We start from the raw sequence: 13,070 nt of genomic DNA on the forward strand, positions 1-13,070 counted from the left end.
TCATGTGGTTGATTGTAGCGGATCATCCATATGTTGATGGGAACAAACGAACGGCACTCTGGTCAGCAGCCTATCTCTACGATCTGAACGGTTACCAGTTAGAACCTGACGACACTATCCGGACGATCCTCCGGGATCTTGCGACAGATGCGGAGGATGTTGATCTTTCACGGGTTGAAGACTATCTTCACCAGCGAACGATCCACGAAAACGACTAAGACTCACTATGACGTATACAAATTCATCAGAGGCTGATTCAATGTCTGAAGAACACAGGGATGATGAGGCTGATCGGCGTAAGCGGGCGGCCCAGTTTGCTGATCGGTATATCGACGAGCATCGAGAGTTGTTCGTGAAGCTTGAAGACGAGTAGCTCTGTTGAAATCCTCAGCCACTACCAAAAACGGAGTGGAAATTGGTAGATACAGGTCAAGTAGATAACAGAGTAGCAATCGACTTCACTGATAGTTGCCAAGAACAGCGTGCTGAATACAGAGGAAGAATTGACCATCGCGGAGGGTGCGGAGAATCTAACTGGACGGCCAATCCATGATCCACATGGATAGCGAAAAAGAGAAGATGCTGAACGGGGAGTTGTACGACGCCGACGACCCTGATCTTGTGGCCGAACGGGAACGCGCACGCGACCTGACGAGACGCTACAATTGCACGACGGTACACGACCAAACCGAACGCCAGGAACTGTTAGAGGAACTTCTCGGTTCTTACGGCGAGGACTGCGAAATAGAACCACCGTTTCGCTGTGACTACGGGCACAACATCCACGTTGGTGAGAACTTCTACGCCAACTTCGATTGTGTCATCTTAGACGTGTGTCGGGTGGACATTGGGCAGAACTGTCAGATCGCACCGGGCGTCCATATCTATACGGCAACGCATCCGCTTGATGCGACCGAGCGAATCAAAGGTCCGGAGTACGGCAAAGCGGTGACAGTCGGTGATAACGTCTGGATTGGCGGCCAAGCAGTTCTCAACCCCGGCGTGACGGTCGGCGATAACTCCGTTATCGCATCTGGGGCCGTCGTCACCACGGATGTTCCAGACGAGGTCGTCGTCCAAGGGAATCCGGCAACAGTGGTCAAAGAACTGGATTGAGAGAACTTCTCTGCGCGATATGCGCTCTGTATTCAGCATGGCCCATCAAAATCTCAATGATTTGATGGAATAGTCGCGTTAGATTCGCACTGCTACGTACCAGATGGTTCATCCTCCATGTCCATTCTACGGCGTCTGACCGACCTATCAATGGGATAGTCGTACTGCCTGTCCAATTCCATCGTGCCGAACTCATCCCACTTATGCGGCGACTGAAGCGCTCGTTTCGGTCGTAAAATTCGACATCTGCTCACACATCTACGCTTCGGAAAAACTCCCAAGGGATTGGGGAGTGAGAGGGGGGAGTTGACAGCTGTGGTCGATATGCCATCGACAGGCTGTCGTTCGAACCGCACTAAATATTAGAACTCCATCCCTATTAATTATTTCTATCTAAATAGCTTCGAAAATATTTGCCTGGCCGTTACTAATCATTTTATAGATTGGAACTGTATTTGTGTTATGTCAGTAATAGTATCAATTATTGGATGTATCGTTGTCCTTAGTATAGGATATCTATACCTGCGTTACTATTGGACAAAGGTGAAGGACTCAACAGTGAGTTATTTGACTGACCACCTGGCGATTAGAGGTGGAAGGAAGTGCGGTCAATGTCATCGCCGAATGATGGGAGTACTCAGCGCTACATACAGATGAAGCAGTTACCAGAGCGGCTATCTGAGTCTCAGAAATAGTATGCTGAATACTGACCACACCACTATTTTATTATCCCGAGTGGCTTATTCGTGAGACAGATTCTGATGGCCCAACTAGTTGAAGGCGAGACGAAGACGTTTGAGCGAACGTTCACAGTTGAAGATGTACAACAGTTTGCAGACCTCACCGGTGACGACCAACCTCGTCATACTGAGCCGGATGAGGACGGGCAGGTAATGGTACAGGGGTTATTGACTGCGACTCTGCCTACGAAGATGGGTAGCGATAATGAAGTATTGGCCAGTACGATGGAGTTTAATTTCCATCAGCCGGTCTACACTGGCGAACCGATCACCTGTCGATCAACGTATGACACAGTCGTAGAACGAGATGACCGCTACGAATTCACATCGGACGTTGTTTGTGAAAACACGGATGGCGAAACGGTGTTGACCTCGGCAGCTGAGGGAATTATTTGGAAAGACACCTAACTGCCTTAATGATCTGTTCGCATCTCTACATACCGGGAACTCCACCCCTCGATACAATGGAACGAACACAGAATGAGGGTGTGTAGGAGTCCATTTCTTACACATCGGTTCCTGAAAGTGGTCTATATCGAGTCACTCACTGCCTGATTTACCCTCGATTTACTGCTATAGCCCTGATATAGTGTCTATTCATCTACTCGTTGGAGTGAATCGACGGATCGAGAGAGTGGTTTTGCACATCGTATCGACGGGGAGTTGTGCAAAATGGCGATTGGTGTTTTCTGTGCGTGTTGACCCACGGAGTAGTGCCCAGAAGGGGTTTCCAGAGTCGGCTTTCCAAACTATTGTTTCTATTCTCTGTTCTCCGCAAGCTCGATCGCCATTAGTTCCAAACTGGGCCGATCCGTGTACTCACAGACCCACGTGGGCCCGATCGGCACGTCATTTCTATAAGCTGATTGAAAGAGACGCGATAACTCCCGTTGCAGTTCCTGCTTGCTGCTAATATCGTATGGTCGGGTCAGATAGAGTAATTAGGTAGCGATAGGCATGATTTCCCCACTTGGTCTACCATCCTCGATCACTATCTTTATATCTTAACGGGCTGTAAGTCTTTACATGGTTGAAGCAGACAAACGGATCCCCGTCACTGAGGATACGCACAAACTCTTGCACGACTTGAAGGTGCCCGGACAGACCTACGACGATCTCATGCGCGAACTCGTCCAAGAACGCAATCGACAGGAACTCGCCGAGAAATTCCGTCGAATGGACGAGATGGACACTAACGAATTCGTCCCTCTTGACGAGGCCTAAGCGCCTCTATGGCCTATGACGTGTTGTTGCATCCCCAAGTAGATGAGTTTCTAACTGCTGCCGACGAGAAGACTGAACGAATCTGTCGGCAAAACCTTGGATATCTCGCGGATAATCCTCACCCCAGTTCAGGACGTGGCGACAAAGAAAAACTTCCCGTGGATGGTCAAGTCAGATATCGGATGCACATCGGGCGGACGTGGACAGCGTTTTACGATATCTACGAGGACCGTGACGAAGTGCGTGTGCTTGAGATAACGGATATTGACGACGCGCACAAACGATACGGCGACTGAACCGTTGTTTCTCGACCGTCGGCAGTTCGTGCGACTATCTTCGATGTCGGTTCATGGCGCCTTTCGTGAGAAACGGAGTGTTACACTCAGGGCATTTCCTATTCTCTCGCTTTTAACGGTCATCTGGCTCGCCGAGTAACCACCACTTCGCCCGTCGCCATGCAGGGGCCTGCCGGCGCTGCTGGCGTTGCTGATCAAGTTCCTTCTCCCGTTCAACGTACTCAACGAGGTCCGTTCTCTCCTCTCGATCCTGGATTAGGGCACGTTTCTCGTTTCGCAGGCGTTCGTTCTCCCGTTCGAGGTCGGCAATCCGATCCTCGTATTCCTCGCGTAGTTCCTCAATCTCACCCTCGTGATCGGCCTGTAACCGCTCGTATTCGCCGCGTAACCGTTCTAGTTCGTGCCGTGATTGGATGATGTTACGAACGTACTCGGAACGTGAAACGCCGTGTTCGTTGGCCTCTCCGCTTAGTGATTCTATCGTATCCGGCTGTAACCGGAGCGTGATCGAATCCATTAGGTCCGTGACCGGAGCGTGCCTGCTTTAACCTAGGTCAGACAGGCGTCAGACGTTGGATATAGCGGGTAACGGTGTATCGCCTTGTGCAACACCCTTTACGAGAATCCGATTCGTTGCACAAGATGAGAATCGCGCGGTTACTATCGTGGACTGAAGTGGGTGAGCATGGCGAGTATGGAGCCAAGCCATGCCACCGATGTGGAATGTCGAGACACTTCTGTCGGCTGGTGATTCACCGCAAGATGGGGGTGAGGGCCGACACGTAGCGGGTCGGTTGCGATAATTAAAAACCTAAGCCTACCGGAGGTCGTGTTCGCCGTTCTCGTGACGGCGCTACTGCTTCAGCATCTGGATTCGTCCCTGAACCCATCCTTTGCCCTGTCGGGCTACGATGGCCTCGCCGGGGTCGAAGCTCCGAAGCTCGCCTTTAGCGAAGTGGTGTTCTTCCTCTTGTTTCGTTTCGCGGTTCGTTTCGATTGTCCCGCCACCGGGCACAGACGACTTCTCGACGTTCTTGGTGTACTCGTTGAACTCCGTGCCGACCGTCTCCCTCGCATAGTCCACAGACGCCTCGTCAGCGGTCCTGAGGATTACCGAGGTCGTCATGCCAGAGAGTAGTGCCTTCGACTTCTCCGTGCCGTATGTGTCCTGCAATTGGGCTACGGACTGAAGGCTCAGAATGCACTGGCACTGGTTGCCCCGTCCGACGTTAATCAGCTCGTCGAGGCGACTGATTGTGACGCCCATATGCTCGATCTCGTCTAGGAGGTAGTAGGCCGGTCGGTGCGGGTCGTCCATCCCGTGCTTGATACTCTCGTCTATCAGGAACCGGAAGATCGGGGCGATAGTCTCACTCTGCCGGGTCGGGTAATCGAGAACCAAGACCCGTCCGTCCGGGTTCTCCATGTACTCCCGAACCGAGAAGTCACCTTCCGCCGCAAAGTCGCCGGTAAAAAGGTCTTGAACGTGCTGTTGGGCGTTCGCGAACACTCCTATCGACTGCTTCGAGGCATCGGGATCAATCGCTGCAGAGGCCGCCGTTAGGTCCTCATGACCGTCGCGGGTCAGATTCTCGTGCATTTTCTCTGGGGTTGCTCGCTGCCAGTAGTTCACGAGGGTGGCGTTCGTTGGGTTGTCGATCTCCCGATCTAGGTATTTCAGGTTCGCCGCGAATAGCTGGCGAGGAGCTGTGACAAAGAAGTCGTCGCCGGCCGAGTTGTCGGTATCGGGGAAGAGTGCGCGAGCGATCTCGTCGGCGTCGGCTTCCGTTTCCATCTCTTCAAAGACGTTCCACGCTATTGCGGACCCGTTCTCGTCGGTCGAACCCCCGGATGAAAGCTTGATCATGTCCACATCCTGCGATTCGAGGAAGTCCTGGTAGTCCGTTTTGTGGTCGTATACTATCACGGGTTCGTTCGGCTCGGACTGCAGCTGATCGACGAACCACTTCAACGTCTCACTCTTCCCGCTTCCCGAAGCGCCGAGAGTTAGGAGGCTTCGACGTGGGACCGGGACAGCACTGCTTGTCCACATTGAAACGTCGTCAGCGTCGCTTTTATTGACGTTCATCGGCAGTCGGAAGGTCTCACTGTTTGCTTCGACAGACCCACCGTTTCGTCCGATCAGGGCCGCCATTCCCCGAAGGAAGGTCAACGGGGCACCCATGCAGATCATCTGCCAAATCGCTAGGACCGGAATCACGAAGATCCACAGTAGCATGGCTATGCCCGCGCCTGCAACGATAAGACCGATCAGACCAATAAGCCATCCCACTACGGCGGCTATCGGCGGCAGTAGCCTACTCTTGGCCCGTAGCCCTGCCGTGAGAGTGTACCAAAGCTCTGCGACTGATCCAGCCCCACGGAACTTTAGTACTCCAACCCAAATTGCAACTGCCGCAAAGACGGTGTAGTTACCGAGGGACCCGATTGCGTCCACTAAACTCATCGGTTGTTCCCTCCGGTACTCCCGTCTTGGGCGGCTTTTCGGCCCATTAGTACGAAACTGATAGTCGCTAGTAGGGTACAAAGCAGGATCAGGACCATAGCTCCTGTCGTCGGCCCTGCAGTCGGGATTTGAAGCGCCGTTTCGATCATATACGTTACCTCTGCCCCGTTAGCAGTGGAACACTCGGGACCCACACAGGTCAGATCAAGTGGTCCGTCCGTGGGATACTCGACGCGACGAGTTACCTCTAGCTGCAGCAGGTCGAGTAGGGTCGGGAGTGGTCGGATCATCGACCCATCCCCCGTTCAATTTCCTGTTCATTTTCCCTCTCTTGGCGCTTCCAGTGGGGGATCTGCTGTTCCTGCTCCTGTTCTTTCTCCTGCTGTTGTTCCTTCTGCTGTTCCTGATAGCGGCTATGGGCGCGCTGTCGTTCTTCTCTGATATCGTCTGGATACATCTCTAAGTCTGTTTTGTCGCTGGCTGTCATTGCTATGTGAATATCCTGTTCGTCTTCTTTGTCATCGTGAATCGCGTAGACGTAATCGGCGGTGGGACGGTCCTCTACCATCTCACTCATGTAGGCCCGAGTCGCCCGATCCATCTCTTGTTCCGAGAGTCCGTGGCGGTTATCCGGGGAGATGATGATGTGACGGTTCCGTTGCCCCTCGGATCGAGCATCGAACTGATCTAACTCCTCGTCCGACATTTCCCGACCGGCCCGATCACGGATCTGCTGCTGATCGTGACTCATGTAGTTCGTAAGGGCACCAGTACCTTCGTTATCCCGATAATCGGTCTTGTAGACGGTATCGCGGTCATCTCCATACATGGCTAACGGTCCAACAGATCATCTACGGTTTTGCCGCCCTGTGAGTCATCTCCGTTGGTGTTTTCCTCGTCTCCACCCCCGGAGTTATCGTCCGAAGATAGCTCTGCGGTGGGATCATGATCCCCAACCGGCTTCGTTAGCTTCGTAGCCGCGAGGGCAAACTCATCGTTCACCCACGGTTCGGGCGGGCTGTATTGACGCATAAGCAGGCGGAAGTTCACGATAGGGTACGTGCCTGCCGTCCGTTGGATATCGTTCAGATCCTCCGTGGCGTCTTCTACGGACTCCACAGACTCTTCGATTCGATCAATGGCCTTCGATGCCAATTCATCAAATCGTTGTTCGACGTTCAACTCGTCGGCCTTCTCTTCAAGACCTTCCTGCTGTCGCTGACGGCGGAGTAGGCGAACGCAGTAGGTGGAAAGGGTATCGCCTATCTCGTCGGCTTCGCGCTTTACTGCCTGCTTCTCGTCGGGCGTGAGATAGAACGTGACTGCTTCAGTCCGGCCCTGTGATCCATCGTTATCAGGGGCGGGCTTCTTCGAAGGGTCACGATTAGGATACTTTGTCATTATAGGTTAGTGATGTGTTCTTGAGGTGGGATCAGTGGTGATTTCTCGCACTGTTCGGCCCGCAACCCTCGGATGGCAGGTTAAAGACCTGCCACCCTTCGGGTGGGAACGCACTGCCGTACTGCGTTTCTCTACCATTTGTACCACAGTACTAACCAAATGGTCTAGTAACTAGAAGATTGTGGGCCTAATCTAACACTTTGAAGAAAGACAAATCTGGCTAACTGATGTTTCTCTCGGGACACCTACCGATCAGTTGTAATCCTATGTCTTTGGTAGCTTACCGGAACTCTCGCGGGTCGGGCAAGTAACGCCGTATTCTCACTCCCTTCGGTCGCTCCGAGACGGGAGTTCCCCTCCGGCTTGGCACAGTAGTCCACCGCAAAAGTAGCAAGATGGGTCTGTACCGCTCGAGTGATCCAGCTGTAGTCTAAAACTCGATGGGTTCGTGTAGCTATCACTACCATTGAGCAAGCGCGCAGCGAGCACGCTACGGACTACGCCGACGTCGAGACGCTAGTCTGTGATCTGCCGATCAACCATCTCATGTTCGCCGCGCATGATTCTTTCGCGCCGTACTCAGTGTCGTATCTATAGCAATGGGATACTGGTGCGAACGTGCCTACTGAAAGAGATCAACAGCTGGAACGAAACCGCACTCCACGGCTACCCGCGAGCAAATCCGTCGCTTCGTCATTCTGTCGAACATGGAACGAACGTTCAGCGCAGACCTACGCAACGCTGTACGGAAAGGTACTGACAACATCGTCACAGTCGCGCGCACCTGGTAAGGTTCTACTCCCCGATCAGATTAAGTATCTAGTGTGGTGGCATACCCAGCCGCCCTAAGCGTGGAGACATACCGGAATCACCAGCCCACAAAAGCAAGCTACGCAAGCAAGATCGATCCGATAGTAGTTAAATAGCCACATGCGATAAGGGCCCTTACTTTAGACGAAGAATATAGCCAGTACAAAAATCAGAATTGTCGCTATCGCAATCGTTCCAAGAACACGTGAAATTGAGGTATATATCGATTTATTCTTGTAAATATCACCAGTAATATACCCAAATGCATAGATTCCAAGTGCAACACAAACAACAGTGATTGTCGCGAGCCAAGCCATGATAGCTGGATTTTGCCAATTAACACCATACTGCCAATGACCCATTAAAAGCCCTACCGACACAAGTGCCAGAAGGATACCTCCAGCAATATCCTCTCGACTCTGTGGATTGAATTCAATTGGTGTCACAGTCTCTCTAGCTTATTGGGACAGGTACAACTTAGTATTAGCGGACACATCAAGAGTTCTATCTTAAGTGTATAAATACAACTGATAATTATATGAAATAAGCATTATTATTGATTAGCATTTATCTCATAACTGGGTACATAATGGACGATCAACTCCCCCGACGATCAATTATAAAAGGAGCAGGAATTGGGTTAGTATCACTGACTGCTATGGGAACGGCTCAAGCAGATACAGAGAGCAACGACAGTAGTTCTAAACAAGAGAACGATAGCGATGACATTTCCGTATCGCCGGAGTACATCAACAACGCTACAACTAGCTTTAGTCCCTCAACAATTTCTTCCGGTGATTCAAGTACGCTTCGAAGCGAATGGTATCTAAATGGTACAGACATATATCAGCTAGATATACTTGTTGAATCCGATAAAATAAGCAAACCGACAGTAATATCAAAGAATGTAGGTGGCGTGGATAAGTTCTTTGAATACCGATCAAACTCACCGGTTGGACCAGCTTACCATTTCAAGGCGAGAAGCCTCTTTACTGCTTCTGGAGGCAAACTCTATTACGTCGAAGCTGAAATCGATCCTTACGACACAGGGATCGTAACAGCAGATACAGGAACGTATTGGCCTACAGAAGACTGGGTTCCTGGAAACCTTCGAGTTGAATAATAGTTAAATTATTTAATATTGTCGAATTTCTATAGTATATAGACATATCCAGTCAGTCTAGGAACAGAAATACACCAAGACATATCAGAATTTATGATAGCCGCTAGCGGCCGTTACGAAACCATCGGCGCGCTCCAAGTAACGCCGTATTCTCAGTCGTTCCCTTCGGTCATTCCCTCCGAGACGGGGGTTCTCGCGCGCCTCGGCACAGTAGTCATACCGCCACCGCAGCGAGAGTGATCCGCACCACCCGAGTGTTCCAAGTCGGATCAAAGCGTAGCACTACAACCCCTCGGATACTAGCCGTTACTAAGCCGCGTCCAAGGCGGTTCTAATCCCATGATGAAACGCGAATATTGTACTCAGGACAGTCTGCAGACCCGTTTTCGGCACTCTAACCCCGGGGGATCGGGCAATGAGTGGGGACGCGATGTGCGACCACGCGCGAAGGCCCCGAAGCTGATTCGGATGAATGGTCCGACATGATCGACACTCTCGATGCAGCTGTAGAGGAGGCGAAACGGAAAGTCGAGAACGGCAGAGTCTACGATGCAGAAAATGAGAAGGTTCGGATCAAGTGGGTCCGGGCGCTCGCCTATGCCGTCAACGTCAAACAGTCCGTTATGAAGAATAAGGATCTGCAGGAACTCTCGGAGAAGATTGATCGTATCGAAGAACGCCAGGAACAGAGGGTAGATCAATGACTGACCTATCAAAACGGGAAATCGACAGTTGGATCGGGAAGCAGCTATCCGAAGGGGACGTTTCAGAAGTCGATCTAACCAGCGAGGAAGCCCGTGTAGTCCGCAAATGGGACATGGTCCAGCAGGGGATCAAGCCGAACGAATCGCTATCAGTGAAGGAACGGGAAACGCTTCGGGACGTGGTCGAACGGAGTTAGTCGGAGTCGCGTAGATCCTCCGAGTGATCCAACCTTGTTCAACATTCGACCGATCAAGAAAGGCGACTGTTGCACAAGGAACCGAGTGTACATCGAGAAGTAGCCGGGTTACATCAGGATAGTAGAAGAGCTATTCTACGGAAACCTCGGAGAAGACGGCTTAGGAAGACACTCTACAACCATCTACACTAAGTACAACACTACTACACTACTATTCTCTCACTACACTAGGACACTCTACGATGTACAAATGTACATTCGGATGTACAAATGTACATCCGTACCTAGTACACTCTCTACTACTACTACTACAACACAACACTACAACAACAACAGCTAGAGAGAGTAGTCTAGAAGGAGATGTACATATGTACATCTCAATGTACAAGTGTACATAGGAAGGTTCGGTGTACTTCGCGGTGGCTTCTTTGGTTAGTCAGCAGTCTCGCTGCTATACCCGATCTCGTAGTCACTACTCTCATGACCGGCCTCTTCTTCCTTCTCGTGCAGGTAGGGTCCAACAGTGCCACCACTCCCGGGGGTGAAGTCCTCCGAACAGAGTGGTCGCTTCTGATCTATCGCCCGGTCTTTGAGATCCTTCTGCACCTCTCTCGGGCCTTCGTCGTAGTGATCGAACCCATCGATGTTCTCGATCAGTTCAGGGATCAGCCGCCCTGTCTCGTCGTTCTCACGGGCGTTGAGAACGCTGTCTAACCAGTCGTTGTAGTCCTGCTTCTGTTCTTTCATCTCTTCCAGTTGAGCCGCTATGTCGTCTCTCCGTTCCCGGTCTTCTTCCTGCTTTTCCTGCTTCCGTTCGATCTCCTTCTGCCGTTGTTCGATCTTCTCGTCTAACTCTTGAAGTTCGTTCCGTAGTTCACTCTCTTCGGTCAGGAACTCCTGTTCCAAGAGGGAGTTGACGATCTCCTTGTTCGTCCGGGGGTCCGAGTCTATCTGCTTCTTCAGGCGGGAAGAGACGTTCGTACGAAGCTGATCCTCGTCATCTCTCATGCCGATCCCCCTCCGAGGAAGCCGGGGCTAGCTGCAGTAGTCTCTAGATCCGTTGCGACCGACGTAACCGCGTTAATCTCCTTTGTAAACATCTCACATAGTACGAGTCATGGAGCGTACCGTGGAATTGAAAAGGTCCGAACTCATTGTAGGAGATGAGTGGACCCGTCCGGAACACTCATGACGAGGTTAATGCGCTTGCCTCCCGTTCCTTTGGCCAGGTGGGAGGTGGCGTCGGTTCCTTTCCGTGCGTTCATTTTGATTAGATCAGATTATATCTCGTATGTACGGGCCTGCTGCCATAGTGGTTTTGACTGTATTTTGGACATACAAGCTCTGATGGTACGTTTCATAGGAAGCACCGTTAGTTCTCTTTCGTCCAAACGAGTGAGTTGCCGACCTTCCGAGAAGTGATCACTCCGGCGTCTTCGAGATCCCCGAGGCGTCCGTAGGCCGTCCGATAGTTGCAATCAACGGCTGTAGCTACGTCGCTAGTCGTCGGAAGGTCGCCGCTCTCGACCGCGTTAATGAACTCTTCATCAGTGAACTTCTCTCCGAAGCGGCCCGTCTCTTCGTCTCGTTTGTCGTTTCTCATTTTCGTGGACATACCATTTCTCTACCTATTAATCCATATGAGACGGTGGGACTTAAAGCCAATGCATACGTCTTTGACCGCGGGTTTTATTACCCTTGCAGATGTATGAATTGGTAGAGGCAGACCGGTCCCTATGGGGCATAACTCGACGGTATGAGTGAGTGCCCGCCTGCTTGGAACAGGCGGACTGGCCTGCTTCGGTCGCACACAAGCCATGAACGCATACGACACTGCAGAAAAAGAGTCTGACGGGACAGAGAAGCGAACAGAGAAGGCAGCGGTCGAATCAATGAGCATCGACCGTCACGCGGGCGACACGGGCGAGTACAACGTTTACAGTCAGTCGGGGAGCGTCTACCGAGTGGACCTGATCGGAGAGTCCTGCAGCTGCCCGGATCAGGAGTACAACACTCCTGAAGACGGTTGTAAGCATCTCCGGCGCGTCGAGATGGAGATCGGGCAGCGAGAGGTTCCCGATCTCGAGGAAGAGACGGACGTAGAGATGATGATCGATGCACGGACGGATCAGCAGGCTGCAGAGACGGATCAGGAAGTCGCCACGGACGGAGGGGCTGTAGTCGAGAAGCCTACTCAGGGCACGGACGAAGCCCGGATTACCGGCCCGTGGACGGAACCGGCTGATCAGGGTGGAGCGAATTACTGGGAGTGTTCGGGCTGTGGTCGGGAGTCGCTTTGTCGCGGCGACCTGGAGGACTCGGCTTTCCACTCCTCGGGGTGTTCGCTCCGATGAGTGACTTCGAGGCGAGCGCCGAGACTGAAGCCGTGAATATGGTCGAGGACGTGGATGCAGAGATCGACACCGTGCATGATGGTGTCGGGGACCCGTTCTTTACCGTGGTCCTGAAGTCGGGAACCCTTGATGAGTGCCGTCTCGCGGAGTGCCGAAGGTGGGGCTTCAACGTCGCAGACGTTACTGTTCGCGAGGAAGGCGTGGCTATCACCTTCCTATTTACTGGGCGTCCCATCAACTAGACAGACCACCATGAGAATCAATACAACCGATAGTTACGAGTGGCGCACGGACCTGTATGACCGAGTAGGTGAGCTCATGAATGAATCTACTCGGTCGGGCGCGGTTGATGCGTCGGCACAGTTCACCGAGGAGATGATGCATAACTTAGAGCGGGCGATGGATCATCCCGACATGACACCGGAGCTTGCCGCGCTCCTCTCGACTTCACAGGTGGAGTTAGAGTACGAGATCCGATCAGACGTGAACGTCAGCGACTGATAGCACGAGAAACAACTGTTAATGGATATCGAGTACCCGACGGCTGATGAAATCCATGAGATCCATGAACGGATTGTAGTGAATAGTGACAAGACAGAATCCGGTACTCGGTCACCTGAATCTGTTGAGTCGGCAAT

18 protein-coding genes are annotated in these 13,070 nt (G+C 52.0%); 11 read left to right on the top strand and 7 right to left on the bottom strand.

The window, feature by feature from the left end; translation table 11 throughout:
* From EAO80_RS13235 to EAO80_RS13255, 5 genes are all read left to right on the top strand, one after another.
* A partial coding sequence (locus EAO80_RS13235) for a type II toxin-antitoxin system death-on-curing family toxin (RefSeq protein ID WP_122090358.1) occupies positions 1 to 218 on the top strand: 218 nt, incomplete at its 5' end.
* A gap of 340 nt (positions 219 to 558) precedes the next feature.
* On the top strand, positions 559 to 1,116 hold the full coding sequence (locus tag EAO80_RS13240; RefSeq protein ID WP_122090370.1) for a maltose acetyltransferase domain-containing protein: 558 nt from the start codon (positions 559 to 561) through the stop codon (positions 1,114 to 1,116).
* 761 nt (positions 1,117 to 1,877) lie between these two features.
* Complete coding sequence (locus EAO80_RS13245; protein ID WP_122090359.1) at positions 1,878 to 2,264, top strand: FAS1-like dehydratase domain-containing protein; 387 nt, start codon at positions 1,878 to 1,880, stop codon at positions 2,262 to 2,264.
* 618 nt (positions 2,265 to 2,882) lie between these two features.
* Positions 2,883 to 3,080: a hypothetical protein gene (locus EAO80_RS13250; protein WP_122090360.1), complete on the top strand. Its 198-nt coding sequence runs from the start codon at positions 2,883 to 2,885 to the stop codon at positions 3,078 to 3,080.
* An 8-nt stretch (positions 3,081 to 3,088) separates the two neighbouring features.
* The gene (locus tag EAO80_RS13255; protein WP_122090361.1) at positions 3,089 to 3,376 is read left to right on the top strand and encodes a type II toxin-antitoxin system RelE family toxin; all 288 of its coding nucleotides are present in this window, start codon (positions 3,089 to 3,091) and stop codon (positions 3,374 to 3,376) included.
* Positions 3,377 to 3,488: 112 nt separating this feature from the next.
* Here the strand turns inward: EAO80_RS13255 and EAO80_RS13260 are convergent, their stop codons facing one another.
* From EAO80_RS13260 to EAO80_RS19805, 5 genes are all read right to left on the bottom strand, one after another.
* On the bottom strand, positions 3,489 to 3,893 hold the full coding sequence (locus EAO80_RS13260; RefSeq protein WP_122090362.1) for a hypothetical protein: 405 nt from the start codon (positions 3,891 to 3,893) through the stop codon (positions 3,489 to 3,491).
* A gap of 336 nt (positions 3,894 to 4,229) precedes the next feature.
* Positions 4,230 to 5,843: a type IV secretory system conjugative DNA transfer family protein gene (locus tag EAO80_RS13265; RefSeq protein ID WP_245998616.1), complete on the bottom strand. Its 1,614-nt coding sequence runs from the start codon at positions 5,841 to 5,843 to the stop codon at positions 4,230 to 4,232.
* A gap of 286 nt (positions 5,844 to 6,129) precedes the next feature.
* Positions 6,130 to 6,672 carry a relaxase/mobilization nuclease domain-containing protein gene (locus EAO80_RS13270; RefSeq protein ID WP_211330710.1) on the bottom strand — a complete coding sequence of 181 codons (543 nt, stop codon included), beginning with the start codon at positions 6,670 to 6,672 and terminating at the stop codon, positions 6,130 to 6,132.
* A gap of 2 nt (positions 6,673 to 6,674) precedes the next feature.
* Positions 6,675 to 7,244 carry a plasmid mobilization protein gene (locus EAO80_RS13275; RefSeq protein WP_211330711.1) on the bottom strand — a complete coding sequence of 190 codons (570 nt, stop codon included), beginning with the start codon at positions 7,242 to 7,244 and terminating at the stop codon, positions 6,675 to 6,677.
* Between the two features lie 950 nt (positions 7,245 to 8,194).
* A complete protein-coding gene (locus EAO80_RS19805) occupies positions 8,195 to 8,500 on the bottom strand; it encodes a hypothetical protein (protein ID WP_162994003.1) in 306 nt (101 codons plus the stop codon).
* A gap of 143 nt (positions 8,501 to 8,643) precedes the next feature.
* Between EAO80_RS19805 and EAO80_RS19810 the strand changes: the two genes are divergently transcribed.
* The 3 genes from EAO80_RS19810 to EAO80_RS13285 all read left to right on the top strand — a co-directional run bounded on the left by EAO80_RS19810 (position 8,644) and on the right by EAO80_RS13285 (position 10,078).
* Entirely contained in the window at positions 8,644 to 9,177 is a 534-nt protein-coding gene (locus EAO80_RS19810) for a hypothetical protein (RefSeq protein ID WP_162994004.1), read from the top strand.
* Between the two features lie 482 nt (positions 9,178 to 9,659).
* The gene (locus EAO80_RS13280; RefSeq protein WP_122090363.1) at positions 9,660 to 9,881 is read left to right on the top strand and encodes a hypothetical protein; all 222 of its coding nucleotides are present in this window, start codon (positions 9,660 to 9,662) and stop codon (positions 9,879 to 9,881) included.
* On the top strand, positions 9,878 to 10,078 hold the full coding sequence (locus tag EAO80_RS13285) for a hypothetical protein (RefSeq protein WP_122090364.1): 201 nt from the start codon (positions 9,878 to 9,880) through the stop codon (positions 10,076 to 10,078). The genes EAO80_RS13280 and EAO80_RS13285 overlap by 4 nt, the downstream gene beginning before the upstream one ends.
* A 432-nt stretch (positions 10,079 to 10,510) precedes the next feature.
* On the opposite strand, the gene EAO80_RS13290 is transcribed toward EAO80_RS13285, so the two are convergent.
* Complete coding sequence (locus EAO80_RS13290; RefSeq protein ID WP_122090365.1) at positions 10,511 to 11,086, bottom strand: hypothetical protein; 576 nt, start codon at positions 11,084 to 11,086, stop codon at positions 10,511 to 10,513.
* A gap of 364 nt (positions 11,087 to 11,450) precedes the next feature.
* Positions 11,451 to 11,681 (bottom strand): helix-turn-helix domain-containing protein, encoded by a 231-nt coding sequence (locus tag EAO80_RS13295; protein ID WP_122090366.1) that lies wholly within the window; start codon positions 11,679 to 11,681, stop codon positions 11,451 to 11,453.
* Between the two features lie 289 nt (positions 11,682 to 11,970).
* On the opposite strand from EAO80_RS13295, the gene EAO80_RS13300 reads away from it, so the two are divergent.
* From EAO80_RS13300 to EAO80_RS13310, 3 genes are read left to right on the top strand one after another with little or no spacing between them, the layout of a single operon-like run.
* Positions 11,971 to 12,432 (top strand): hypothetical protein, encoded by a 462-nt coding sequence (locus EAO80_RS13300; protein WP_245998617.1) that lies wholly within the window; start codon positions 11,971 to 11,973, stop codon positions 12,430 to 12,432.
* Entirely contained in the window at positions 12,429 to 12,674 is a 246-nt protein-coding gene (locus EAO80_RS13305; protein WP_122090368.1) for a hypothetical protein, read from the top strand. Before EAO80_RS13300 ends, EAO80_RS13305 begins: the two co-directional genes overlap by 4 nt.
* A gap of 10 nt (positions 12,675 to 12,684) precedes the next feature.
* On the top strand, positions 12,685 to 12,933 hold the full coding sequence (locus tag EAO80_RS13310) for a DUF7692 domain-containing protein (protein WP_122090369.1): 249 nt from the start codon (positions 12,685 to 12,687) through the stop codon (positions 12,931 to 12,933).
* Positions 12,934 to 13,070: the final 137 nt, after the last annotated feature.

The organism is Halalkalicoccus subterraneus, from assembly GCF_003697815.1.
Lineage (GTDB): Archaea > Halobacteriota > Halobacteria > Halobacteriales > Halalkalicoccaceae > Halalkalicoccus > Halalkalicoccus subterraneus.